General features: G+C 73.9%; 26 protein-coding genes and 1 riboswitch. Of the genes, 16 read left to right on the top strand and 10 right to left on the bottom strand.

The window, feature by feature from the left end; genetic code table 11:
* The first annotated feature begins 208 nt into the window (after positions 1-208).
* Entirely contained in the window at positions 209-442 is a 234-nt protein-coding gene (locus BKA22_RS06645) for a LuxR C-terminal-related transcriptional regulator (protein WP_146952773.1), read from the top strand.
* A 102-nt stretch (positions 443-544) separates the two neighbouring features.
* On the opposite strand, the gene BKA22_RS06640 is transcribed toward BKA22_RS06645, so the two are convergent.
* Positions 545-1459, bottom strand: a complete 915-nt coding sequence (locus tag BKA22_RS06640) for a LysR family transcriptional regulator (RefSeq protein WP_146952772.1) — start codon at positions 1457-1459, stop codon at positions 545-547.
* Positions 1460-1528: 69 nt separating this feature from the next.
* Between BKA22_RS06640 and BKA22_RS06635 the strand changes: the two genes are divergently transcribed.
* The 4 genes from BKA22_RS06635 (at position 1529) to BKA22_RS06620 (ending at position 4756) form a co-directional block, all read left to right on the top strand.
* Positions 1529-2698 carry a YeiH family protein gene (locus BKA22_RS06635; protein WP_218866556.1) on the top strand — a complete coding sequence of 390 codons (1170 nt, stop codon included), beginning with the start codon at positions 1529-1531 and terminating at the stop codon, positions 2696-2698.
* Positions 2699-2778: 80 nt separating this feature from the next.
* Complete coding sequence (locus tag BKA22_RS06630) at positions 2779-3228, top strand: (deoxy)nucleoside triphosphate pyrophosphohydrolase (RefSeq protein ID WP_146952771.1); 450 nt, start codon at positions 2779-2781, stop codon at positions 3226-3228.
* Positions 3229-3385: 157 nt separating this feature from the next.
* Entirely contained in the window at positions 3386-3823 is a 438-nt protein-coding gene (locus BKA22_RS06625) for an Hsp20/alpha crystallin family protein (protein WP_146952770.1), read from the top strand.
* A gap of 105 nt (positions 3824-3928) precedes the next feature.
* The gene (locus tag BKA22_RS06620) at positions 3929-4756 is read left to right on the top strand and encodes a hypothetical protein (RefSeq protein WP_146952769.1); all 828 of its coding nucleotides are present in this window, start codon (positions 3929-3931) and stop codon (positions 4754-4756) included.
* Here BKA22_RS06620 and BKA22_RS06615 read toward each other — a convergent pair.
* The 8 genes from BKA22_RS06615 to BKA22_RS06580 form a co-directional block, all read right to left on the bottom strand.
* The gene (locus tag BKA22_RS06615; protein WP_146952768.1) at positions 4746-5558 is read right to left on the bottom strand and encodes a GntR family transcriptional regulator; all 813 of its coding nucleotides are present in this window, start codon (positions 5556-5558) and stop codon (positions 4746-4748) included. The genes BKA22_RS06620 and BKA22_RS06615 overlap by 11 nt on opposite strands.
* 87 nt (positions 5559-5645) lie before the next feature.
* Positions 5646-6032: a type II toxin-antitoxin system death-on-curing family toxin gene (locus BKA22_RS06610; RefSeq protein ID WP_307725883.1), complete on the bottom strand. Its 387-nt coding sequence runs from the start codon at positions 6030-6032 to the stop codon at positions 5646-5648.
* Positions 6029-6223 carry a ribbon-helix-helix domain-containing protein gene (locus tag BKA22_RS06605; protein ID WP_146952767.1) on the bottom strand — a complete coding sequence of 65 codons (195 nt, stop codon included), beginning with the start codon at positions 6221-6223 and terminating at the stop codon, positions 6029-6031. Before BKA22_RS06605 ends, BKA22_RS06610 begins: the two co-directional genes overlap by 4 nt.
* Before the next feature lie 32 nt (positions 6224-6255).
* Positions 6256-7410 carry a MalY/PatB family protein gene (locus BKA22_RS06600; RefSeq protein WP_146952766.1) on the bottom strand — a complete coding sequence of 385 codons (1155 nt, stop codon included), beginning with the start codon at positions 7408-7410 and terminating at the stop codon, positions 6256-6258.
* A 72-nt stretch (positions 7411-7482) separates the two neighbouring features.
* Positions 7483-9819 (bottom strand): 5-methyltetrahydropteroyltriglutamate--homocysteine S-methyltransferase, encoded by a 2337-nt coding sequence (metE, locus tag BKA22_RS06595; RefSeq protein ID WP_146952765.1) that lies wholly within the window; start codon positions 9817-9819, stop codon positions 7483-7485.
* A 32-nt stretch (positions 9820-9851) separates the two neighbouring features.
* Entirely contained in the window at positions 9852-10817 is a 966-nt protein-coding gene (locus tag BKA22_RS06590) for a methylenetetrahydrofolate reductase (protein WP_146952764.1), read from the bottom strand.
* Between the two features lie 49 nt (positions 10818-10866).
* Positions 10867-10962, bottom strand: a riboswitch (SAM riboswitch).
* Positions 10963-11084: 122 nt separating this feature from the next.
* Positions 11085-11309 carry a hypothetical protein gene (locus tag BKA22_RS06585; RefSeq protein ID WP_146952763.1) on the bottom strand — a complete coding sequence of 75 codons (225 nt, stop codon included), beginning with the start codon at positions 11307-11309 and terminating at the stop codon, positions 11085-11087.
* An 85-nt stretch (positions 11310-11394) separates the two neighbouring features.
* A complete protein-coding gene (locus BKA22_RS06580; protein ID WP_146952762.1) occupies positions 11395-11976 on the bottom strand; it encodes a DNA-3-methyladenine glycosylase I in 582 nt (193 codons plus the stop codon).
* A 60-nt stretch (positions 11977-12036) separates the two neighbouring features.
* On the opposite strand from BKA22_RS06580, the gene BKA22_RS06575 reads away from it, so the two are divergent.
* The 7 genes from BKA22_RS06575 to BKA22_RS06545 all read left to right on the top strand — a co-directional run bounded on the left by BKA22_RS06575 (position 12037) and on the right by BKA22_RS06545 (position 14663).
* On the top strand, positions 12037-12300 hold the full coding sequence (locus BKA22_RS06575; protein WP_146952761.1) for a hypothetical protein: 264 nt from the start codon (positions 12037-12039) through the stop codon (positions 12298-12300).
* 47 nt (positions 12301-12347) lie between these two features.
* The gene (locus BKA22_RS06570; RefSeq protein WP_146952760.1) at positions 12348-12674 is read left to right on the top strand and encodes a hypothetical protein; all 327 of its coding nucleotides are present in this window, start codon (positions 12348-12350) and stop codon (positions 12672-12674) included.
* 5 nt (positions 12675-12679) lie between these two features.
* Entirely contained in the window at positions 12680-12892 is a 213-nt protein-coding gene (locus BKA22_RS06565; protein ID WP_146952759.1) for a hypothetical protein, read from the top strand.
* Positions 12893-12939: 47 nt separating this feature from the next.
* Complete coding sequence (locus tag BKA22_RS06560; RefSeq protein ID WP_146952758.1) at positions 12940-13272, top strand: hypothetical protein; 333 nt, start codon at positions 12940-12942, stop codon at positions 13270-13272.
* Positions 13273-13366: 94 nt separating this feature from the next.
* Positions 13367-13660 (top strand): hypothetical protein, encoded by a 294-nt coding sequence (locus BKA22_RS06555; RefSeq protein WP_146952757.1) that lies wholly within the window; start codon positions 13367-13369, stop codon positions 13658-13660.
* A 149-nt stretch (positions 13661-13809) separates the two neighbouring features.
* Complete coding sequence (locus tag BKA22_RS06550; protein ID WP_146952756.1) at positions 13810-14133, top strand: hypothetical protein; 324 nt, start codon at positions 13810-13812, stop codon at positions 14131-14133.
* Positions 14134-14231: 98 nt separating this feature from the next.
* Complete coding sequence (locus BKA22_RS06545; protein WP_146952755.1) at positions 14232-14663, top strand: VOC family protein; 432 nt, start codon at positions 14232-14234, stop codon at positions 14661-14663.
* Positions 14664-14693: 30 nt separating this feature from the next.
* On the opposite strand, the gene BKA22_RS06540 is transcribed toward BKA22_RS06545, so the two are convergent.
* Positions 14694-19223 carry a DUF3418 domain-containing protein gene (locus BKA22_RS06540; RefSeq protein ID WP_146952754.1) on the bottom strand — a complete coding sequence of 1510 codons (4530 nt, stop codon included), beginning with the start codon at positions 19221-19223 and terminating at the stop codon, positions 14694-14696.
* A 179-nt stretch (positions 19224-19402) separates the two neighbouring features.
* Between BKA22_RS06540 and BKA22_RS06535 the strand changes: the two genes are divergently transcribed.
* The 4 genes from BKA22_RS06535 to BKA22_RS06520 all read left to right on the top strand — a co-directional run bounded on the left by BKA22_RS06535 (position 19403) and on the right by BKA22_RS06520 (position 24735).
* Entirely contained in the window at positions 19403-19909 is a 507-nt protein-coding gene (locus tag BKA22_RS06535; RefSeq protein WP_146952753.1) for an aminoacyl-tRNA deacylase, read from the top strand.
* Positions 19906-20364 (top strand): hypothetical protein, encoded by a 459-nt coding sequence (locus BKA22_RS06530; RefSeq protein WP_146952752.1) that lies wholly within the window; start codon positions 19906-19908, stop codon positions 20362-20364. The genes BKA22_RS06535 and BKA22_RS06530 overlap by 4 nt, the downstream gene beginning before the upstream one ends.
* A gap of 64 nt (positions 20365-20428) precedes the next feature.
* Positions 20429-21613 (top strand): exonuclease SbcCD subunit D, encoded by a 1185-nt coding sequence (locus tag BKA22_RS06525; protein ID WP_146952751.1) that lies wholly within the window; start codon positions 20429-20431, stop codon positions 21611-21613.
* Positions 21613-24735, top strand: coding sequence for an AAA family ATPase (locus BKA22_RS06520; RefSeq protein WP_146952750.1), 3123 nt, complete (start codon positions 21613-21615; stop codon positions 24733-24735). The genes BKA22_RS06525 and BKA22_RS06520 overlap by 1 nt, the downstream gene beginning before the upstream one ends.
* The last annotated feature ends 48 nt before the right edge of the window (positions 24736-24783 follow it).

Genomic DNA, 24783 nt, shown 5'->3' with positions numbered 1-24783 from the left:
GGTCCGCGTGAGATCGTCGCCACGTATCTGGAAACCTCCCGCTCCCTCATTGTGGGACGTACGGCAGGAACAGCGCCAAGGGAACGTGCCCGAGAAGTTCACGGAAACCGCGTCATAGACCGCGGATCCGCCCCTCTCATCCGGTACGCATCCCACGGCGGGCGTCTGTTTCATTCGGCGGCCGTGCAGGACACCCGGAGGACAGACCATGAGCATGCTGGAGACGACCAGGACCATCCGCACCCTCGACGAGGGTCTCACCCGTCGCGAACGGGTCGTGCTGGCGGAGCTGACCGAGGACGTGACCCTCGAGGAGATCGCGACGCGACTCTTCGTCACGCGCAACACCGTCAAGTCCCAGGTTCGTAGCGTCTACCGCAAGATCGGCGTCTCCACGCGCGCCGAGGCGGTCGCCTGGGCCGAGGCCCACGGCATCCGCTGACCGCGTCCGTCCGCACGACGCCGGTCGACGAAGAGTCGTCGACCGGCAGATGAGCGGCGAGCGTCCGGCGGTTGTCGGGCGACTGTTCGGCGACGATGACGTTCAGTCGTCCGTGAGCCCCCGCAGGGCCACCCGGGCGAACTCCTCGACCGCAGCCGGCACCTGCCGGCCTCGTGACCACACCATGCGCAGCTCGCGCCGCAGGTCGATCCCGTCGACCTCCACGGCGACGAGCTGTGCGTGCGCGATCTCCTCGTGCACGGCGTGCCGCGAGAGCACGGCCGCGTGCCGTCCCGCCCGCACCAGGTTCTTCACCGCGACGGTCGATCCCAGCTGCGCGATGTCGCGCGGTGCCGGCGCCCCGGCCGCCGCCAGGGCGCGTTCGAGCGTGGACCGTGTACCCGACCCGAGCTCCCGTACGGCCAGCGCGGTCCCGGACAGCTCGAGCGCACCGACCGGCCGTCGGCGCCGCGCCCACGGATGCTCGGGTGCGACGACGACCACGAGCTCGTCGGTCCCGACGACCCGGGACGCCAGCGCGTCGTCGACGTCGGGCCCTTCGACGAACCCCAGCGCGGCCTCACCGGTGAGCACGGCGCGGGCGACGTCACGCGAGTTCGCGACGAGCAGCTCGACGGCGGCCTGACCGGGCGTGCGCTCGGCGATCCACCGGGGCGCCAGGTGCTCGGCGATGGTCATGCTCGCGGCCACCACGAGGTGCCCGGCGTGCTGCGAGCGTTCTGCGGACGCGGCCGCCTCGAAGTCGTCGGAGGCCCGCAGCACCGCAGCGGCGCGCACCAGGAGCCGGCGGCCCTCGTCCGTGAGGGTCGTGCCCGACGGCGCCCGGGTGACCAGCGCGACGCCCGTGCGCCGTTCGAGCCGACGCAGGGCCGCGCTGGCCGAGGGCTGCGCGACACCCAGGGCGCGTGCGGCTGCTGACAGCGAGCCGTGGTCGCCGACCGCGACGAACACCTCGAGGGCCGCGAGGGGTGCGCGTTCGAGCGGTCCGGGGGGCATAGTCGAAGGCTAGACCCCTGCAGGTGATGCGCCGTTCCGCCCGGCCTCGCGCCCCGGCAGCCTGGTCTCGTGACCAGCACCACCGTCCGCCCCGGCGGCCCCGCCGCCCGGCGTGGTCCCGACTCCCAGGGCACGCCCGCGGACGCGACCGGTGGGCCCGCCTCGTCGCCGTCCGTCCGCCCGGCCCGCGCACGTGTCACGGCCGTCGTCGTACTCGTCGTCGTGCTGCTGGTGGGGGTCGCGGCGCGGGTGGTCGGCGTCGCCGCACCCGGGGCACCGACGCTCCTCGTCGCCCTCGGGCTCGGGATTCTGGTCCGGTCGGTCGGGCTCGTGCCGGCCGCGGCCGACAATGCGCTGCGGTGGTGCTCGAGCCGTCTGCTGCGCCTCGCGGTCGCCGTCCTCGGTCTGCGGCTCTCGCTCGCCGACCTCGGGACGGTCGGACCGGCCGAGCTCGGCGTGCTCGTCGTGACGGTGGCCGTGACGTTCGGCGGGACGCTGGGCGCCGGCCACCTGCTGCGCGTGCCGAGGGACCTGCGGCTGCTCGTGGCCACCGGCTTCTCGATCTGCGGCGCCGCCGCGGTCGCCGGGATGAGCACGGTGCTGCGCGGAGGTCGCGGGCCCACGGGTGCCGTGGCCCCCGACGGCTCCGCACCGGAAGCGGCCGGCTCGCGTGTGGACGACGACGTGGCGCTGGCCGTCGCGCTCGTGACCCTGTACGGCAGCCTGGCCCTCGTCGCCCTGCCCCTCCTCGCGCACGTGCTCGCGCTGCCCGACCGGACGGCCGGGCTGTGGATCGGCATCTCCGTGCACGAGGTCGCGCAGGTCGTCGCCGCGGGAGCGACCGTGTCGGCCGCAGCCCTGACCGTCGCCGTCGTCGCCAAGCTGGCCCGCGTCGTGCTCCTCGCCCCGCTCGTCGCCGGTGCGGGCGCGGTCCGGCGGCGCGGCGCACCCGTCGCCGTCGGGCGGCGTCCGGCCTGGGTGCCGCCGTTCGTCGTGGCGTTCGTCGTGCTCGTCGGCGTCCGCAGCACCGGGGTGCTGCCCGCCGCCGTGCTCGGCGCGGCCGACGTCGCCACGACCGTCGCGCTCACCGCCTCGCTCGCGGCTCTCGGCACGCAGGTGCGGATCGGGCGGCTCGTGCGCGGTGGCGGACGCCCGCTGCTGCTCGGCGCGATCGCGACCCTCCTGGTCACCGGTACGGGTCTGGTCGGCCTGCTGCTGATCGGCGACGGCGCGGCCTGAGCGGTTGCCGGGTCGTTCCTGTGACACGGCGGACGCCTGCTCGCGACGTGCGCGTCACGTGCTGCTGGCAGACTCCGGCCATGGCTTCCCCCGTGCTCGTCGTCGCAGCCGCGATCGTCGACGACCTCGACGACCCCCGTGAGCTGCTCGCCGCCAGGCGGGCCACCCCGGCCAGCCTCGCCGGCCGGTGGGAGTTCCCGGGCGGCAAGGTCGACGCGGGGGAGTCCCCGGAGCAGGCGTTGCACCGCGAGCTGCGCGAGGAGCTGGGCGTGCGGGTCGGCCTGGGGGCCGAGCTGGTCGGGCCGGACGACGGTGCCTGGCGGATCTCCGACGCCTACGTGATGCGGCTGTGGCTCGCGGAGATCGTCAGCGGGACGCCCGAGCCGCTCGTCGAGCACGACGAGATCCGCTGGCTCCCGGTGGGCCAGTGGGCGGACGTGCCGTGGCTCGACGCGGACGTGCGGATCGTCGACGCGCTCGTCGCATCGACCGCGGGCGAGGCCGTGACCAGCGAGGACCGATCGGTCTGACACAGGTCCGTTCTCCGTAGGAGAACGGCCGTCTCGAGGCTGGCACTCTCCGGTGGAGAGTGCTAAAACGGAAGCCGTAGCCACCTGGTGGCAAGGAGCCACCGGCGATGCCACGGCTCCGGGAGGTCCGGAGCCTGCTGTCGAGGAGGTGAGGCACATGGCTACCCGTTACGACCCGTTCCAGGAGATGGACCGGCTGTTCGGCCAGATGCTCGCGTCGGACCGCGCATCGGCCATCATGCCGATGGACCTGTTCCGCTCCGGTGACCACTACGTGCTCAACGTCGACCTGCCGGGCGTGGACCCCGGCACGATCGACGTCAACGTGGAGGACCGCACGCTGACCATCCGTGCGCAGCGCACGCCGCGCACCGAGCAGGACGTGCAGTGGCTCGCCAAGGAGCGCCCGTCCGGCACCTACGCCCGGCAGTTCACCGTCGGCCGCGGTCTCGCGCTCGACGCCATGGCCGCCACGTACACCGACGGCGTGCTCACGCTGACGATCCCGGTGGCCGAGGAGGCCAAGCCGCGACGCATCGAGGTGCAGCACGGCGAGCACGCCGCGACGATCGAGGCCACGCACGCGAAGGCCTGACCGCCGCACGCAGCAGGACGACGCCCCCGGGGAGCGAACACGGGGGCGTCGTCCTACCCGGTGAGCCATGCGTCCGCAGGGTCCGGCACGCGCGATCATGGCGCGGTGCCCCCCATCTCCCGAGGTCATCGCTGCGCGAACCTGGCCGAGCTCCGCCTGCTGCTCCGCGACTGGCTCGCCTCGACCGGCGAACCGACCGTCTCCGGCGGGACGGACTCCCGCAGCGGCTACGTGAGCGTCACGATCGGCGGCGTCGAGTGCCTGCTCGCCGGCGACACGTCACGAGCCGGTGTCGAGGAGTTTCTCGCCGACACCGACGCGGGCACCCGGTTGTGGGTGGTGCCCAGTCGCCGCGGCATCCAGTGCCAGGTCGCGTTCGGCACGCCGCCACGGGTCGTGCCTGGCTTCTACCTGTACACCGCGCGTCCGTTCGGGCCGCCGCAGGAGCTCGACGGCCCCCTGGTCGTGCCGCTGCGCATCCTGCAGGGCGTCGCCGCGCTGCACCGGCGCGGGCACCAGCAGGTGCGCATCATGCCGGGCATGAGTCCGTCCGGCATGTACTGGCGGCTCAACCTGACGCACGCGACCAACCTCGGGGAGAGCGGGGCCGGGTTCCCGCAGGACAGGAGAGCCACCCTCGACTACACCACCGGAGACGGCGCCGACTTCGCCGGCATCGCCGTCACGGCGGCGACCAGCCCCGACCAGGTGGCCGACGCCGTCCTCGCGGCGCGCCCGCACCTGGCCCGCCCCGAGCGCGACTGGGCCTACGCCGGGTGGTTCGCGGAGCTCCTCGGGCTCGTCGAGCAGCAGAACCGGCTGCCCGTCGCCTTCGCCGACTGGTTCGAGGAGAGCCTCGGGTGGGAGGTCGGTTGGGGTTCCGGTGTGCGGTTCCCGATGCCACCCCGGCCGGGTGCGGACGCTACCCGGTGAGCGTCGCGGCCGGGGACGGCGCACGTGTGGCGCCGAACCTCAGCTGCGTGCGGTCCGTGCGGAACAGGTCGACCGACGTCTCGATGGCGACACCGTCCGCGTCCCAGGAGACCCGGCGCAGCGCGTACAGCGGTGAACCCGCGCGCACGCCGAGCAGGCCCGAGACCCGTGCGTCCGCCGTGGTGACGTCGAGGTGCTCCTCGAACCGGTCCGGGCGCACGCCGTAGCGGCGCTCGAGCGTCGCGTGCACCGACGCGAGAGCGTCGAGGTCGCTGCCGCCGTCGACGAGGTCGTCGTCGAGCAGGTCCGGGAAGCGTGCGGCCGACAGGTACATCCGCTCCAACGACCAGGGCGACCCGCCCGTCGAGCGGAGCCGCAGCAGCGACACCACGGGCGCCGTCGGCCCGATCCCGAGCAGCCCGGCGACCGTGGCCCCGGGGAGCTCGACGCCGGCTGCCAGCACCTGGGTGCGGACGACCAGGCCGTCCTCGCCCACCAGCCGTGGTTCACCGGGTTCGTGGTCGAGGTCCCGCACGAGCCGGTCGGTGCGCAGGTCGAAGAGGGGTGCGTGGATCGGCGCGGCCTCCGCGACCCGGCGCAGGTGGGTACCACCCGTGCGCCCGAGCGAGCGGAACACCAGGCCCTCGTGCTCCAGCCGGGCGATCCCGAGCCGCAGCGTGCCCCGGGACACCCCCAGACGCGCGGCCAGCTCACGTTCCGACGGCAGCTTCTCGACGCCGTCCGCGGCATGCTCGGCGACCACGGCGCGCAACCGCTCGGTCAGGGCGTCCACGCTCGTCACGACAGCTCACCTCCGCCACGCCCGGGTCGGGTCCCGTCAGGGAGCGTCACCGTACGACCCCGGTGTTTCCCCGCGGTGAACCTGCCGTCAGCCGAGCGGGCGGCCCCACCCGCGCAGGAGCGCCGCGACCGTCGCGACGTCGGCGACCTCACCGGCGGCCACCGCGAGCACGAGTGCGACGGCCTCGGCAGGCGGCGCCTCGACGACGATGCCGTTGAGCTCGAGGAACACCAGGGTCGAGACCCACCCGAGGCGTTTGTTGCCGTCGATGAGCGCGTGGTTGCCGACGAGTGACAGGAGCAGCGCTGCGCCCTTCTCCTCGAGGCGTGGGTACGCGTCGTCGCCGAAGACGGTGGCTCGCGGCCGGGCGAGCGCGGCTTCGAGCAGTCCGAAGTCGCGCACCTCGGGGTCGTGGCCCAGGAACGCGCGACCGAAGAGCAGCAGGTCGTGCAGCTCGAGGTACGTCAGGTTCACGCGAGGGCGTCCAGGATCGCCTGGTCCCGCTCGAGGACGCGGGCGAGGGCGATGTCACGCCGTCGGTCGCGGTCCGCGGTGTAGCGCTCGATCGCCTCGACGATCACCGCGTGCTCAGACCGGTGCTCGCGTGCAGCGGTCTCCTTGAGGCGTGCCTGCAGCTCGGGCGGCAGGCGCAGCGTGGTAGCCATCTCGCGATGCTACCGATTGCTACCAGGTGGTGTCAGGTGCGAGAGGCGACGATCCGGTTGACGATCTCGCGCAGGACGTCCCGGTTCGTCGCCAGGTTGATGCGCACGTGCGTCGGGCTGGCGTCGTCGAACGTGCGGCCAGGGTTCACCGCGAGCCGGCCGCGGTGCAGCAGGGCGTGCGCCGGGTCGTCACCCAGGCCGGCGTCGCGCAGGTCGACCCACGCGAAGTAGGTGGCCTCGGTCGGCTGCCAACGGGCGTCGGGGACGCGGTCGGCGAGGTCGGCGGCGAACGCGCGCTTGTTGCGCTCGATGCCGTCGCGCAGGGCGTCGAGCCACGGGCCGCCGTGCCGGAGGGCGGCCGTCTGGGCGACAAGGGCCAGATGGCTGACCCCGTCGCCGACCGTCTCGGGCAGGCGGGCGAGGTCGTCGACGGCGTCGGGGCCGGGGACGGCGAGAGCGGCTTTGAGGCCGGCGAGGTTGAACGCCTTGGAGGCCGACACGAGGGCGATGGCGTCGGGGACGACGGTCACGGCGGGGACGTAGCCGGTGCCGGGGCGGGTGAGGGGTCCGTGGATCTCGTCGGAGACGATGCGGACGCCGTGCGCGCGAGTGAGGTCGCCGAGGGCGGCGAGCTCCTCGCGCGTGGGCGCCGTGCCCGTGGGGTTGTGCGGGTTGCACAGCAGGTATGCGGCGCGTCGCCCGCCGCTGCGGGCGCGGGTGAACGCGGCGTCGAGCGCGACGAGGTCGAGCCGCCCGTCGGGGCCGAGGTGCGCGGCCTCGACGAGGAACCCGGCGGCACGGCCGAACGCGGTGAACGGCGGGTACACGGGCGGGCTGATGACCACCGTGTCGCCGGCCCGCAGGTGCAGCCGCAGGACCTCGGTGGCGCCGACCATCACGTCCGGCACGGGGCGCACGGCGGGCACGTCGACGCTCCAGTCCCACCGGTCGGCGGCGAACCCGGCGAAGGCCTCGGCGGTGGCCGTGCCGTGCGGGTAGCCGGTGTCGCCGGCGACGAGCGCCGCGGTGACGGCCTCGATCACCTGCTGCGGCGGGGTCACGTCCATCTCGGCGACCCAGGCGGGCAGCACGTCCGGCGGGTACTCACGCCACTTCACCGAGGTGCGGGTGCGCAGCGTGGCCAGGTCGAGCGCGTCGAGAGGGTTCGGCACAGGGGCGACGATCACGTGCCGACAGTACGACGACGCGCCGCCACCCCTGCTCGGGTGGCGGCGCGCCGGGTCGTGGGCGGGTGCGCGTCAGAGCGTCGCGCGGACCGCCAGGGTCGCCGCCTGGATGCGCTCCAGGGACGGGGTGACCTCCTCGTAGCGGCGGGTCTTCAGGCCGCAGTCGGGGTTGACCCAGAGCTGGTCGACGTCGATCGCCTTGACGGCCGCGGTGAGCAGCTCGGTGATCTCGGTCTCGGACGGCACCCGCGGGGAGTGGATGTCGTAGACGCCCGGGCCGACGGCACGCGGGTAGCCGGCGGCGTGGATGTCGCCGAGGATCTCCATCTTCGAGCGGGCGGCCTCGATCGAGGTGACGTCGGCGTCGAGACCGTCGATCGCGTCGATGATCTCGCCGAACTCGGAGTAGCACAGGTGCGTGTGGATCTGCGTGTCCTCACGGACCCCGGCGGTCGACAGGCGGAACGAGCGCACCGACCAGTCGAGGTAGGCGGCCTGGTCGGCCTCGCGCAGGGGGAGCAGCTCGCGCAGGGCGGGCTCGTCGACCTGCACGATGGCGATGCCGGCGTCCTCGAGGTCGGCGATCTCGTCGCGCAGGGCCAGGGCGACCTGGTTGGCGGTCGCGCCGAGCGGCTGGTCGTCGCGCACGAACGACCACGCGAGGATCGTCACCGGGCCGGTGAGCATGCCCTTGACCGGCTTCTGCGTGAGCGACTGCGTGTACTCCGACCAGGCGACCGTGATGGGTGCAGGGCGGGACACGTCGCCCCACAGGATCGACGGACGCGTGCAGCGCGAGCCGTAGGACTGCACCCAGCCGTTGGCGGTGACGGCGAACCCGTCGAGGTTCTCCGCGAAGTACTGGACCATGTCGTTGCGCTCGGGCTCGCCGTGCACGAGGACGTCGATGCCGATCTTCTCCTGCAGCTCGACGACGCGGCGGATCTCCGCCTTCATCTCGTCCTCGTACTGCTCGGCGGTCAGCTCGCCCTTGCCGAACGCGGCGCGGGCCTTGCGGATCTCCGGGGTCTGCGGGAACGAGCCGATGGTCGTCGTGGGCAGCGGCGGCAGGTTCAGGCGCGCGGCCTGCGCGGCCTTGCGGGCGGCGAACTCGCCGCGGTGGAACGCGTCCTCGTCGAGTGCGGCGACGCGGTCACGGACCTCGGGGCGCACGACGCCGGGGGCGGTGGCGCGCGTACGGACGGCGTCGGAGGCGGCGAGCAGCTGCTCGTGGATCGCCTCGCGGCCCTCGGTGAGGCCCTCGGCGAGCGTGACGACTTCGGTGACCTTCTGGTCGGCGAACGCCAGCCAGGACACGAGCGTCGGGTCGAGCTGCGGCTCGTCGGCGGTGTCGTGCGGCACGTGGAACAGCGACGTGGACGTGCCGACCGCGACGGCGGCCGCACCCAGGTTCTCCAGCTGCTCGAGGATCGCCAGCTTGGCGTCGAGGTCGGCACGCCAGATGTTGTGGCCGTCGATCACCCCGGCGACCAGGGTCTTCGTCTCCAGGCCGGGCACGGCGGCCGTGGGGACGTCGCCGCGGACCAGGTCGATGCCGATCGCCTCGACGTCGGTCGCGGCGAGCACGGGCAGCGCCGCGCCGAGGTCGCCGTACGGAGCGGCGACGAAGATCGCCGGGCGCTCGGGCGCGGTCAGCTCGGTGGCCAGCACGCGGTAGGCCTCGGTCACCGCGGCGAGCAGGCGGTCGGCGGGCACGTCGATCGAGTCGGAGACCAGCGCGGGCTCCTCGAGCTGCACCCAGGTGGCGCCCGCGGCGGCCAGGTCGCGCAGCAGCGCGACGTACACGGGGAGGATGTCGGCGAGCCGGTCGATGGGCAGGAAGCCCTCGCCGGCGCCGTCGGTGGCCTTGGCCAGCGCCAGGTAGGTCACGGGGCCGACGATCACGGGGCGGGTCAGCACACCCTCGGACAGCGCCTCGGTGAACTCGGCGACCGGGCGGGTGCTCGCGTAGCGGAACGCCGTCTCCGGGCCGATCTCGGGGACCAGGTAGTGGTAGTTCGTGTCGAACCACTTGGTCATCTCGAGCGGCAGGTCGTCCCCGCGGCCACGCGCGACCGTGGAGTACCCGGCGAGGTCCAGGCGGCCCTGCGCGTCGACCAGGTCGGCGAACCGGGCGGGCACCGCACCGACGACGGCGGTCGCGTCGAGCACGTGGTCGTAGAACGAGAACGCCGACGGGATGGCGGGGGAGTCCTTCGGCAGGCCCAGCTCGACCAGGCGGTTGCGCGTGCGGCGGCGCAGGTCGGCGGCGACGGCCTCGACCTCGTCGGCCGAGGACCGCCCGGCCCAGAACGCCTCGATGGCCTTCTTGAGCTCGCGGCGCGGGCCGATGCGCGGGTAGCCGAGGACGGAGCCCGCGGGGAAGACGGGGGTGGTGCTGGTGGTCATGTCGTGTTCCTTGCGGTCAGTGCTGCCGGGGGTCAGAGGGGCTGTCGTGCCTCGCCGGAGCCGCCCAGGTGGGCTCCTTCGAGCAGGTCGAGTGCGGCGCGGTGCTGGTTGAACGTGTAGACGTGCACGCCGGGGGCGCCGCCGTCGAGCACGCCGTTGACCAGGTCCACGCACGCGCGGATGCCGCGGCGGTGTCGCTCGGTCTCGTCGTCCGCGCCACCGAGCACGTCGAGCAGGGCGCGCGGCACGGGCACACCGGTGAGGTCCTGCACGCGCAGCAGGCGGTCGGGGTCGGTGGTCGGGATGATCCCCGGGATGATCGGGATGGTGACCCCGGCCTCGCGGGCCTCGGCCACCAGGCCCAGGTAGGCGTCGGCCTCGAAGAACACCTGCGTGATCGCGAAGTCGGCGCCGGCCTGCTGCTTGGCGAGCAGCGAGGCGACGTCCTGCGCGCGCGTGCCGCCCGTGGCGTGGTTGCCGCGCGGGAACGCGGCGACGGCCACCGACAACGGGCGCACCGTGGCGCGCACGGCCTGCGCGGGTGAGACGGCGCAACGCCGCCCTTCGATCTCGCGGAGCAGCTCGACGAGGTCGGCGGCGGTGTGCAGGCCCTGGGGGTGCGGGTGCCAGTCGACGGCGTCGGCGGGCGGGTCGCCGCGCAGCGCCAGGAACGAGCGGACGCCCTCGTCGAGGAACTCCTCGACGATCGTCGTGGTCTCCTCACGCGAGCTGTCCACGCAGGTCAGGTGGGCGATCGGGTTGAGCGACGTCTCGCGCAGCAGCCGCCGGACGAGCTGGCGGGTGGTCTGCCGGGTGCGGCCAGACGCGCCGTACGTCACCGAGACGAAGTCGGGGCGCGCCGACTCCAGCGCCTGGATCGTCGCCCAGAGCTTGGGGGCGGCATCCGGGTTGCGCGGGGGGAAGAGCTCGAACGAGACGGTCGGGCGGTCGACCGGTGCGGTGAGGGCGCGGGGGGCCGTGGCGGTCGCGGCGCTCATCGCCGGCCGGCCCGGGGGGTGCGACAGACTGCGGGGTCGTTCATCGTCAACTCCATCGACCCTGGCGGAAGCACCCACACCCTCGTCATGAGGGGGGTTGCTGCGGCGTCGACGAGCCAGGTCTCTCGGCCGCTCTGGATGGTTGTGCCGATGGTAGAACGACGATCACATCGTGGGCAACCAGGCTCGGCATGCGAGACAGGTGGGGTCGCGGAGCGGTCCGTCCGGAGGACAACGCCCGGGAGGCGCGTCCCTGGCGGTGGTGCGTCAGCTCGTACGACGCTGCGTCAGGTCGCCGCCGAGCTTCGGCCGACGCTGCTTCGGCACCTCGAACCACGAGGTCGGAGAGCCGGCCGGCACCGACAGCAGGGCGTCCTGCACCGCGGCCAGCACCTCGACGTCCTTGGCGTCGGCGACCGACTCGCCGCGCAGCACCTTCTGCACGTCCCGGTCGGCCGGCGGGCAGCCTGCGGGCTCGGGCACGTCGGTCATGGCCGCACTCTAAGCAGAGAGCCCGTGGACGGCCAGGAACCGCGCGGAACAATCACCCCGCAAGTCGTGCGGCAAACGGGTGACGTCAGGCCGCGGCGGGGCGCACCACCGGGCAGCTCGCCAGGTGGTCGTCCACCAGTCCGCACGCCTGCATCGCCGCGTAGGCGGTCGTCGGGCCGACGAAACGGAAGCCGAGCCGACGCAGCTCCTTGGCCATGGCCTTCGACCCGTCCGTCACCGACGGCACGTCCCGCCACGTCGTCGGCCGCACGCGGGCGCCGACCGGCGGCGCGAACGACCACAGCACCTCGTCGAGCGTGCGACCGGCCTCGTGCAGCGCGACGAGCGCATGGGCGTTCGAGATCGTCGCCTCGATCTTGCCGCGGTGCCGGATGATCCCGGCGTCACCCAGGAGCCGCTCGACGTCGTGCTCGTCGTAGTCCGCGACCACCACCGGGTCGAACCCGGCGAACGCCGCCCGGAACGACTCTCGTTTGCGCAGGACGGTGATCCACGCGAGCCCCGACTGGAAGCCCTCGAGCGCGAGCCGCTCGTACAGCGCGTGCTCGTCGTGCACGGGGACGCCCCACTCCTCGTCGTGGTAGCGCTCGTAGAGGGGGTCGCCGTCGCCGAAGCAGCGCGGTGTCCGGTGCGGGTCGACGTCCATCGTCCGATCCTGCCCTGAGTCACTGACAGGCGACGGGCAGGACAGGACGACGCCTGGTGCGTGGCGACGCTGGGCCGGCCGGGTGACTTCCTGGCTCCTGGACGGCGCACGGTTCTAGGTTCGGGGCGTCGGGCCTGGTCAGGGGGCTGCTCGAACAAGGGAGCGATCCGCACCAGCAGCGCCGCCCTGGCGGCCATCGGTGACATCGACCCGGCGCTCTACGCCCTGGCCGAACCCCGCGGCCCCGGCGGTGCCGTGGGCATCTTCGCCATCTCCGACCTCACCCACACCACCACCAGCAGCAGCGCAGCGAGCCCGGCCTGAACCATCATGACCATGAAGCGAGTACGACCCGACGAGGAGGTGCCGGCATGAAGCGACAGATCGCAACCGTGGGATGCCTGACCGCGCTCGGGCTCCTGACCGGGTGCGTCTACGACGCGGCAAGACCGCAGGTGACCTACGAGAACCGGCTCGACCAGACCGTCCTCGTCACGCTCGAAGGCGCAGGCGGGCCGTATGAGGTGGTCGTCGGCGGCGACTCGTCCAACTCGCTCGGGACCGACGAGTGCCTGGGGACGGCGATCGTGGTCAAGACCGAGGACGGCGACCTGGTCGGGCGGGTCGAGGAACCCGCGTGCCCTGACTGGTCCCTGGTGGTCAACGACGACGGCACCCTCGACTACACCGAGGACTAGCAGCGATGCGCGCATCTCCGACCGCGCCGTCCTTCACCCTCGACGTCGGCGTGACCCGCACCAGCAGCGCCGCCCTGAACGCTATCGGTGACATCGACCCGGCCCTCTACGCCCTGGCCGAACCCATCAACCCCGGCGGCGCCGTGGGCATCTTCGCCATCTCCGACCTCACCCACACAACCCCCACCACCGCGAGCACCCCAGGAAGCGCGGTCTGAACCACGATGATCATGAAGCGAGCACGACTCGACGAGGAGGTGCCGGCTTGAAACGACACATCGCGGCCCTGGGAGGCCTTGCAGCGCTCGGACTCCTGACCGGGTGCGTCTACGACGCCGGCTACCCGAAGGTGTCCTACGAGAACCGGCTCGCGGACACCGTCGTCATCACACTCGAAGGCGCAGGCACGCCGAACAAGGTGGTCGTCGGCGGCAACAACTCGTACAACGAGCTCGCGACAGACGAGTGCAAGGGGACGGCGATCGTGGTCAAGACCGAGGACGGCGACCTGGTCGGGCGGGTGGAGAAGCCCGCGTGCCCCGACTGGCGTCTGGTGGTCAACGAGGACGGCACCCTCGACTACGACGAACAGGACTAGCTCCGATGTCCGGGCTCGGCACGCGGCGGATCGCCCGCATCCTCGGACTGTCGTCGTGACACGGCGATCAGCGGCCGCCGCCGGATGCCTTGCGGTGATCGGGCTCCTGTCCGGGTGCGTCTACGACGCGGGCTACACCGCGGTGTCCTACGAGAACCGGCTCGACGACACCGTCGTCATCACACTCGAAGGCGCAGGCACGCCGAACGAGGTGGTCGTCGGCGGCAGTTCGTACAACGAGCTCGCGATCGACGAGTGCAAGGGGACGGCGATCGTGGTCAAGACCGAGGACGGGGACCTGGTCGGGCGGGTCGAGAAGCCCGCGTGCCCCGACTGGCGCCTGGTCGTCAACGAGGACGGCACCCTCGACTACGCCGAACAGGACTAGTGCCCCACCCAACCCCGGCGGTGCCGTGGGCATCTTCGCCATCTCCGACCTCACCCACACCACCCCCACCACCACCGCGAGCACCCCGGAAGAGCGGTCCGAACCACGATGACGATGAAGCGAGCACGACCCGACGAGGAGGTGCCGACATGAGGCCCCACATCGCGGTCCGGGGAGGCATCGTGGCGCTCGGGCTCTTGACCGGGTGCGTCTACGACGCCGGCTACTCCGCGGTGTACTTCAGGAGCCGGCTCGACGAGACCGTAGTCATCACACTCGAAGGCGCCGGCGGCCCCTACGACGTGGTCGTCTCCAGCGACTCGGTCAACGAAGTCGCGACGGAGGAGTGCCTGGGGACGGCGATAGTGGTCAAGACCGAGGACGGGGACCTCGTCGGGCGGGTCGAGAAGCCCGCGTGTCCCGACTGGCGTCTGGTGGTCAACGAGGACGGCACCCTCGACTACGACGAGTAGGACTAGTTGCGATGTCCGGGCCCGGCACGCGGCGGACCGGTAGGCGGGGGACGGGCGGTCGGGTGACCGTGTCGGACCGGGCGCCTACGGTCGACGGCATGGAGCAACGACTGTCCCTGGTGACCCTCGGCGTGGCGGACGTGCCGCGCGCGCACGCCTTCTACGCGGCGCTCGGCTGGCGCTCGCGCGCCGACCTCGGCAACGACGAGGCCGACATCGTGTTCATCCAGGCCGGCGGCATCGTGGTCGCCCTCTGGAGCCGCGCGGCGCTCGCGGAGGACACCGGGGTGAGCGACACCGGCGGCTGGGGCGGCATCACGCTCGCCCACAACGTGCGCAGCCCCGCCGAGGTCGACGCGGTGCTGCAGGAGGCGGTCGACGCGGGCGCGACCCTGCTGCGCGCGGGCGCGGCGACTTTCTGGGGCGGGTACAACGGGCTGTTCGCCGACCCCGACGGGCACTGCTGGGAGATCGCGCACAACCCGTCCTGGCCGATCACCGAGGACGGGCGCACGCTGCTGGCGCCCTGACGGCGTCCGCCCCGGCTGTGCCGGTCCGGATCAGCCGAGCGAGGCGAGGGCCTTGCGGATCCGGGTCGGCGAGATCGGCCCTGGCGTGCCGAGCTGCTGCGCGAACAGGCTGACCCGCAGCTCCTCGACCATCCACCGCACGTCGTCGAGAGCCGCGTCCCGCGCCGGGTCCGGCGTGGCCGTGCGGGCCTTCGCGACGGCCGCCGCGAGCAGGTCGGCGGACTCCTGCACCTGCCAGGCCAGGTCGCCGTCCCGGACCGGGTTGTCGGCGGCCTTCGTCAGCCGGTAGGCGGCGGCGCGCAGGTAGCGGGCCAGGTGCGGCAGACGGTCCGCGCCGACCTCGGAGACGAAGCCGTCGTGCACCAGGTCGGCGGACTGGGCGCGGACGTCCTGCAACGTGGCGAGCAGGGCGAGGCTGCTCGTGCCGCGCACCTGCGCGTCGAGCTCCCGCCAGGCGACCAGCACGGCGACGAGGTCGGTGACCACGGCGTGCACGGCGTCCTCCAGGCCTGCGCGCACCGCGGTCCGCAGGGCCGCGTACGTCTCGGCGTCGCGCACGGTCGTGGCGTCCGCGCCGGCCAGGTGCGTGCTCATCAGCCGGTCGACGGCCGCCAGCTGCACGTCGGCGACCAGCGCCTGCGTGCTGGGGTACGGGCTCGCGGCCAGGGCGAGGGCCTGCGTCCCGGTCCACCGCGTGGTGATGCGGGCGGAGGCCAGGGCGGTCTCGGTCAGCAGCAGGCGACGCAGGCCGAGCCGGTGGGCGCCGGCGACCCGCTGCTCGTCCGCCAGGGCCCGCAGCGCCACGGACGTGCCCTCCTCGACGAGCGTGGGGAACGCGCGCACGACGACACCGCCTTGGCCGCTGGTCTCGACGACCTCGGGCAGCGTGCCGCCGGGCACGTCGGCCCACGAGGTGACGACCGTGCGCTCGACGGCCGCGGGTGGCGGCGGGCTCGAGGGTGCGACCGGACGGGCGGCACCGGACGGACCGCTCCCGGCGCTCGCGGACGTCCCGTCCCCGGACCTGCCCGAGTCGGCCGCCGTCGTGGAGGCGTCGACCGTGGCCTCCTCCATCGCCGCCCGCAGCGCGGTCCGGACCGCCGAGGAGACCGCGTCCTGCGCGCGTGCCGCGTGGCGTCGTTGCAGCACCAGCAGGTCCTTGCCGTCGTCGACCACCCCGCCGCGGTCGCCGACCACCCGGAACGTCATCCGCAGGTGCGCGGGCAGCTTCGTGTCGTCGAACGCGTCCTCGGGCACGTCCACATCACGCATCGAGCGGACGGCCTGTCGGAACGCGTCGTGGAACGAGGGTGCGGCGTCCCCGGCGCGCACCGTGTCCTCCCACGACGCCAGGTGCTCGTCCATCCATGCGTCGACCGCCGCCGCGACGTCGGGCGCCGGCACCAGCTGCACGCGCACGGGTTTGGGCAGCGCCCGGATCGTCGCGGTCACCAGCTCGGCGCGCAGCCCGGGCACCAGCCAGTCGAACCCCTCGGGGCGCACGCGCGCGAGCGAGACGAGCGGGATGTGCACGGTGACGCCGTCGGCCTCGGTGCCGGGCTGGAACTGGTAGGTCAGCGGCAGGCTCAGGTCGCCCTGCGGCCAGCGCGAGGGGAACGACTGCTCATCGATCGCCTCGGCGCCGTCGGCCACGAGCAGCTCGCGCGTGAACGAGAGCAGGTCGGGCGTGCTGCGCCGAGCCTGCTTCCACCACTGGTCGAAGTGCCGGGCGGAGACGACGTCGTCGGGAACGCGCTCGTCGTAGAAGTCGAACAGCACGTCGTCGTCGACCACCAGGTCACGCCGTCGCGCGCGCGCCTCGAGCCCCTCGGCCTCGGCCAGCAGGCGGCGGTTCTCGTGGAAGAACTGGTGGTGGGTGGTCCATTCGCCCTGCACGAGTGCGTGCCGCAGGAACAGCTCGCGGGCGTGCTCGGGGTCGACCTTGGAGTACAGGACGCGGCGGCCGGCGACGATCGGCACCCCGTAGAGCAGCACCTTCTCGGTGGCGGTCGCGGCACCCTGCTTGGTCGACCACGCCGGTTCGGAGTACGTGCGCTTGACCAGGTGCGCGCCCAGCTCCTCGGCCCACTCCGGTTGGATGCGCGCCGCGTCCCGCCCCCACAGGCGCGAGGTCTCGACGAGCTCACCGGCCATGACCCACGCGGGGGGCTTCCGGGCCAGGCCCGACCCGGGGAAGATCGCGAACCGTGCCCCGCGGGCACCCAGGTACTCGTTGCGGCCACGGCGGTCCGGGCGGCCGCCGCGCGCGTCGGGCCCGGTGCGTCCGCGCGAGGCCTGGACCTCGGTGGCCTCCTGCATGCCGATGTGCGAGAGCAGCCCGGACAGCACCGACTGGTGGATGAGGTCGGCGTCCCACTCCAGGCGTGTCGGCGGCCCGTCCGTGGCGGCTGCCGCGGCGTCGGAGTCGGCCGGGGTGGCCGCGCGTCGCGGTGGGTTCACCGTGATGCCCAGCGGCTTGGCCAGCTCCTTCAGCTGGGTGACGACGTCCTGCCACTCGCGGATCCGCAGGTAGTTGAGGTACTCGGCGCGGCACATCCGTCGGAACGCCGAGCCGGACAGCTCGCGCTGCTGCTCGCGCACGTACTGCCAGACGTTCAGGTACGACAACAGGTCCGAGGTCGGGTCGGCGAACCGGGCGTGCTGCTGGTCGGCCCGCTCGCGCTCCTCCGCGGGGCGTTCGCGCGGGTCCTGGATCGAGAGGGCCGCGGCGATCACCATGACCTCGCGGGCCACCCCGCGGCGGCCGCCCTCGACGATCATCCGGGCCAGCCGCGGGTCCATCGGCAGCTGCGCCAGGGCCTTGCCGGTGTCGGTCAGGCGGGTGCCACCCCCGTCGCTGCCGACCGCCAGGGCTCCGAGCTCGGTGAGCAGCTGCACGCCGTCACGCACCGCACGCACGTCCGGCGGGTCGACGAACGGGAACGCGGTCACGTCGTCCGGGGTGGTGGCCACGCCCACGGCGATCATCTGCAGGATCACCGAGGCCAGGCTGGTGCGCAGGATCTCCGGCTCGGTGTACATCGGCCGGGCGTCGAAGTCGTCCTGCGAGTACAGGCGGATCGCGATGCCGTCCGCGACGCGCCCGCACCGCCCCGAGCGCTGGTTGGCCGAGGCCTGCGAGATCGGCTCGATGGGCAGCCGCTGCACCTTGGTGGCCTTCGACCAGCGCGAGATGCGGGCCGTGCCCGGGTCGACGACGTACCGGATGCCCGGCACGGTCAGCGACGTCTCGGCCACGTTGGTCGACAGGACGACCCGGCGGGTCTGGTGCCGCTCGAACACCCGGTGCTGCTCGGCGGCCGACAGGCGCGAGTACAGGGGAAGGATCTCCACGGCCCGCGGGTGCTTCGGGTCGCTCACGCGCGGGCCGAGCGACCCGCGCAGCGCGTCCTCGGCGTCCCGGATCTCCCGCTCACCCGACAGGAACACGAGGATGTCGCCGTCGCCCTCGGCGCACAGCTCGTCGACGGCCTCGCAGATGGCCGTCATCATGTCGCGGTCCTCCTCGCCGCGCGCCGGCTGGCCCCCGCGCGCAGCACCGCGCGCCTGACCCTTGCGCGGCTTGGCGCCCGCACCGCCGCCCGTGCGGTGCGGAGAGGGCGGGGCCGGGACGTCGTCCAGGTCGTCGCCCGTGACCCCCGTGTCCGGCGAGAGCGGCCGGTACCGCAGCTCCACCGGGTACGTCCGCCCGCTGACCTCGACCACCGGCGCGGGCACGCCCTCGGGGTGCTCGGCCGTCGGCGCCGAGGCGAAGTGCCGCGCGAACCGCGCCGAGTCGATCGTCGCCGACGTGATGACGACCTTCAGGTCCGGCCGCTGCGGCAGCAGCCGCGTCAGGTAGCCGAGGATGAAGTCGATGTTGAGCGAGCGCTCGTGCGCCTCGTCGATGATCAGCGTGTCGTACTGCCGCAGCATCGGGTCGCGCTGGATCTGCGCGAGCAGGATCCCGTCCGTCATGACCTTCACCAGCGTCGAGTCGCTCGACTCGTCGGTGAACCGCACCTGGTAGCCGACGATCTGCCCCAGCGGCGTGCCGATCTCCTCCGCGATCCGCTCCGCGACCGACCGCGCGGCGATCCGGCGAGGCTGCGTGTGGCCGATCTGCCCCGCCCGGCCGCGCCCGAGCTCGAGGGCGATCTTCGGCAGCTGCGTCGTCTTGCCCGACCCGGTCTCGCCCGCCACCACGATCACCTGGTGGTCGCGCAGCACCTGCGAGATCTCCGCCCGGCGCGCGCTGACGGGCAGCTGCTCGGGGAAGACGACCGGGGGGAGCTCGACCGCGGTGCGCAGCGCGGCGGCCCTCTCGAGTCGGGCCGTGGCCCGGGTGTCGTCGGGCTGCCTGCGCCCGCGGCCCTGCGCCTGACCGCGACGCTGGCCGCCGTTCCTCGGCTCGCCCTGCGCGTCCCCGTGTCCCTGCCCTTGCAGCCCTTGCGCCTGCGTGAGCTCGGCACGCGGGCCACGTCGGCCGCGACCACCACCCCGGGGTCGACGACGACCGGACCCTTGCGGGTCGGCGGCGGGAGGGGGTGACGTGCTCACGACCCCCGATCCTCTCAGGCCTCCGCCGCGACCCGCGCCTGGATATGGAGCACCCGAGGCCGATGGCCGCCGTCTGCGGGTGACGACGTACGCCCGAACGGGCGGAGCACCCCATCGGGTGAGGGTGAGAGACGGTCCAGCGGCGGTACGACTTGTCCGCTTCGCCCTACAGTGGCCGGATGGGCGAGCAGACGACCGGTCACGAGGTGACCGAAGGCGAACGGCGTGCCGTCGCCGCGCTCGAGGCGTCCGAGATCCCGTTCGAGGTGACCCGCCACGGTCCGGTCCGTTCGTTGGCGGAGGCGGCTGCGGCCCGCGGGGTGGACCCGAGCGCGATCGTGAAGTCGCTCGTGGTGCGCCGCGGCGACGACGACTTCCTGTTCGTCCTGGTGCCCGGCGGCCGCACGATCGCGTGGCCCAAGCTGCGCGCGCTGCTCGGGGTGGCACGGCTGTCCATGCCCGACGCCGGGACCGCGCGTGAGGTCACGGGCTACGAGCGCGGGACGATCACACCGTTCGGCTCGCTGCGCGCGTGGCCGGTCGTGGTCGACGCGCACGTGCCCGGCGGAACGGTGTCGATCGGTGCCGGTGCGCACGGCGTCGCGGCCACGGTGCACGGCGACGACCTGGTGCGGGCGCTCGACGCGACGCTGGCCGACGTCACCGAGCCGGAGGGCGACGCGTGAGCGGGCAGCCACCGGCAGGCGGTGACGGGCGCCGCGAGCTCTCGGCCTTCTTCGGCTGGTCGCGGCCCTCGCCCGAGTGGTACCGGCAGACGCCGGTGCCGTGGTGGAAGTCGCTGACCCAGCCGCGCTGGTCGTCGGGGGCACGCCAGACCGAGGTCCCGACGGTGGCGCCGACGCTGCCCGTCGCGGACGGCACGGTGGCGACGTCGCCCGCCGGGCCCGAGCGGTGGGAGCCGGCCGATGCGACGTGCGTGCCGACGCCGTTCGGCGCGTACGACCCGGGTCCGTACGGCGCGTGGGCGCAGCTCGCCGCCGGTTCCGGCGGGGTCCGCAGGTCCGAGGCCCCCGTGGCCGACCGCAGGTTCCGGGTCGCGTGCGTGCTGCTCGTGGTGACCACGGTGCTCCTGGGTGTCGGGATGGTGGCGCTCTCGCAGGTGGTCGACGGCCTGGCCTGACCGGGTCGACCGAGGGTCGGCGCGCGTCCGCGAGCTGTGGGCGGCCTCGGCTAGCGTCCGTGGCATGCGGCTGATCCACACGTCCGACTGGCACCTGGGCCGGACGCTGCACGGGGTCGACCTGCTGGACCACCAGGCGACGTTCCTGGACCACCTCGTCGAGCTGGTGCGGGCCGAGCGGGTCGACGCGGTCGTGGTCGCCGGTGACGTGTACGACCGGGCGATCCCGCCCGTCGAGGCCGTGACCCTGCTGTCCGAGGTGCTGGCACGGCTGTCGGAGACGACGACCGTCGTCGTGACCTCGGGCAACCACGACTCGGCGACCCGGCTGGGCTTCGGCTCGTCGCTCATGCGCGAGCGGGTGCGGCTGCGGACCCGGGTGGCCGGGCTGGCCGAGCCGGTCGTGCTGCCCGGTTCCGACAGGGCCGACGGTGACGTCCTGGTGTACGGCGTGCCGTACCTGGACCCGGACTTCGCCCGTGTCGAGCTGGCCGACCCCGACGCCCCGCCGTTGCGTCGCTCGCACGAGGCCGTGGTCGCTGCGGCCGTGCGCCGCATCCGTGCCGACGCGGCCGTGCGGAGCGGGTCCGGCGGCGTCCGGCCGCGCACCGTGGTCGCCGCGCATGCGTTCGTCGTCGGCGGCGCCGCGAGCGAGTCCGAGCGGGACATCCGGGTCGGCGGGGTCGACCAGGTGCCCGCGGGGGTGTTCGAGGGGATCGACTACGTGGCGCTCGGCCACCTGCACGGGCCGCAGCGGGTCGGCGGGCCGGACGGCACCGTGCTGCGGTACAGCGGCTCGCCGCTCGCGTACTCGTTCTCCGAGCAGCACCACGCGAAGTCGACGGTGCTGGTCGACCTGTCCGGCGCCGAGGTCCGCACGCAGACGGTCGCCGCACCCGTGCCCCGCCGGCTGGCCGACCTGAGCGGCCCGTTGGACGCGCTGCTGGGTGCCGCGGGCGAGGCGCACACCGACGACTGGCTGCGGGTCACGGTCACCGACGCCCACCGGCCCGCGGACCTGTTCCGCCGGGTGCGTGACCGGTTCCCGCACGCGCTCGTCGTGCAGCACCGGCCCGCCGGGGGAGCGGAGGAGCCGTCACGGGCGGCCGCCGTCACGGCCGCTCAGGACCCGCTCGACGTGGCGGCGGACTTCGTCGCGCACGTCACCGGGGCCGCGGCGACCCCCGACGAGCTCGCGGTGCTGCGCCGCGCGTACGAGTCCGTGGCCGCCGCGGAGCGGAGCGCCTGATGCACCTGCGGTCCCTGACCCTGCGCGCCGTCGGGCCGTTCGCCGACGAGCACACGATCGACTTCGACGCGCTCGCCACGTCCGGGCTGTTCCTGCTCGAGGGGCCGACGGGCTCGGGCAAGTCGACCCTCATCGACGCGATCGTGTTCGCGCTGTACGGCAAGGTCGCCTCCGCCGAGGCCAGCGAGGACCGGCTGCGCTCGGCCTACGCGCCCGACGACATCGAGTCGGTCGTCGACCTGGTGTTCGAGGTGCCCGCCGGGGTGTTCCGGGTGCGGCGCACCCCGCAGTACCAGCGCGCCAAGAAGCGCGGCTCGGGCACGACGACCGCGCAGGCCACCGTGAAGGCCTGGCGCCTGCCCACCGACGTGGACCCGTGCGCCGGACCGGACGTCCTCGACGCTGTCGGCACCCCGCTGGGCAACCGGTTGGACGAGGTCGGCGCAGAGATCCAGCGGCTCGTCGGGCTGGACCGGCAGCAGTTCGTGCAGACCATCGTGCTGCCGCAGGGCGAGTTCGCCCGGTTCCTGCGTGCCAACCCGGAGGACCGCCGCGGGCTCCTGCAGAAGATCTTCGGCACCGAGGTCTACGAGCGGCTGCAGGTGCGGCTCGCCGAGATGCGCCGGGAGCACGACCGCGCGGTCGAGGCCGGGCGTGCCGCGCTCGACCGGTCGGTCGCGCACCTGATCGGCGCCGCCCGCTGGGAGGACGTCGAGGCCGACGAGCTGCGCACCGCCGCAGCAGGAGTCACGGCGGGGTCGGCCGACGTGGCCGACGCCGGGCTCGGCATCCACACGGTCGTGACGGCACGGGTCGCGGTGCTCGACGAGCAGGCCGCGCAGGCGTCCGACGTCGCCGCGCTCGCCGAGCAGGTCGTCGCAGCCGCCCGCACCCGCCTGGACGAGGAGAGCGCCCGTGCCGCCGTCCTGACCCGTCGGCACGCCTTGCGGCAGGACCGGGCCGCGCTGGACGCCGCCGCGGACGAGCACCGTGCGGCCGTCGCACGGCTGGCACGCGCGCACGCGGCGCGCACGGTCGGCCCGCTGCTCACCGGGGCCGACACCGCCCGGACCGCCGTGGGCGCCGCGCACAAGGCGGTCCGTGCCGCGATCGACGCCGCACCCGCCGACCTGGCCTCCCTGGTGGGCGACCTGCCGTCCGACGGTGGCGACCTGACCGCGCCGCGGGCGGCGCTCGAGCACGACAGAGACCTCACCGTCGGGACCGTGGCGACGCTGCGACGTGCGGTCGACGTGGAGGCCGGGCTCGACGCCGAGCGTCACCGGGTGCGCGCCGCCCGGGACGCCATCGAGGACACGCACGCCCTGCTGGCCCTGCACGACGCGTGGCTCGCCGAGCGCCCGCAGGCCCGTGGCGCGCTCGTCGACGCGCTCGCCGTGGCCCGCACCGCCGCCGCGCGGGTCGGGGAGCACGAGGCCGCCCTCGCCGCCGCAGGGGCGACCGTGCAGGTCGTCGAGGACCTGGACGCCGCGCGCCGCGAGCACGAACGTGCCGACGCCGCGCGGACCCGTGCCGTCACGCTCGCCACCGCGGCCGTCGATCACGAGCGGACGCTGCGCACGGCCCGGATCGCCGGGCTCGCCGGTGAGCTCGCGTCCGTGCTGGTCGACGGTGACCCGTGCCCGGTGTGCGGGGCGACCGAGCACCTGGCGAAGGCCGTCGTCGGTGCCGACCACGTGCAGGCCGCCGACGTGGACCTCGCCGAGCAGGCACGTGCCGCCGCCGAGGCCGGGCTGACCGCCGCAGCCGAGGCCGCGACCCGCTGGGCGGAGCGGCTGCACGTGCTGCTGGACCAGGTCGCCGCCTCACCTGTCGGGTCGGTCGACGGCGCGGACCGCGTCGATCGGGCCCGTACGCACCTCGTGGCCGCGCAGGGTGCGCTCGACGCCGCCCGGCAGGCGGTCGACGAGGTCGCCCGGCTCGACGTCGACCTCGCCGCGTTCGACGCGTCGACCACCGTCCGACAGTCCGAGCGCACGGCGACGGCCACCGCGCTCGCTGCCGCCGAGGCCGCCCTCGACGCGCAGGTCGCGGCGCTCGACGAGCACGAGGCGGAGGTCGTGGAGGCCCGCGGCCCGCACCCGACGGTCGCCGCCCGGCACGGTGAGCTGGTCGAGCGTGTCGCAGCCGCGCAGGACCTGCTCGACGCGCTCGCGGACCTGGTCTCCGCCCACGACGACGACACCCGGCGCGGCGCCGAGCTGGCACTCGCGCTCGACGCCCACGGGTTCCCGCACGCCGAGGCGGCGCGGGACGCACACCTCGACGGCCCGCTGCTGACGACGCTCGAACGGCAGGTCGCCGAGCACGTCGCGGCCGTGGCCGCGGTGACCGCAGGGCTGGCCGAGCCGGACGTCGCAGCGCTACCGGAGGACGCCGAGGCCGACGTCGAGGGCGCCCGCGCGGCAGAGGCGGTCGCCCGGCAGACGGCGCAGCAGGCGGCGGCGCTCGCACGGACGGCCACCGACCGGGCTGCGGGGGCCCGCGCGGCGGCCACGGCCGTGCTCGCGGACGCCGATGCGCTCGGTCGCGCGATCGCCGCAGGGGCACCCGTCGCGCGCCTGGCCACGTTGGCCGCCGGCACCGGGGGCGACAACGCCCGCCACCTGTCTCTCGCGACGTACGTGCTGGTCAGGCGGTTCGAGGACGTCGTCGCGGCAGCCAATGACCGGCTGCTCACGATGTCGGACGGTCGCTACGAGCTGGTCCGCTCAGACGAGAAGGAGGACGTGCGGGCCCGGGCGACCGGACTGGCGATGCGGGTCGTCGACCATCGCACCGAGCAGCCTCGCGATCCCCGCACGCTGTCCGGCGGCGAGACGTTCTACGTGTCGTTGTGCCTCGCGCTCGGCATGGCCGACGTGGTGACCGCGGAGGCCGGCGGGATCGACCTGGGCACCTTGTTCGTCGACGAGGGGTTCGGCTCGCTCGACCCGCACGTGCTCGACCAGGTGCTCGTCGAGCTGGGCCGGCTGCGGGCGGGCGGGCGGGTCGTCGGGCTGGTCTCGCACGTGGAGACCCTCAAGCAGGCGATCGCGGACCGCATCGAGGTGCGCCCGACCGCGGCAGGCCCGAGCACGCTGCGGGTCCTCGCGTCCTGACCACCTGCTCGGTGCGTCCCCGGACCCGTGGATCGGTCCGGTGGAGGT

The organism is Cellulomonas soli (genome assembly GCF_013409305.1).
GTDB lineage: Bacteria > Actinomycetota > Actinomycetes > Actinomycetales > Cellulomonadaceae > Cellulomonas > Cellulomonas soli.
Note: the sequence above shows the minus strand (reverse complement) of the source record. Positions and strands in the feature narration are given on the sequence as shown.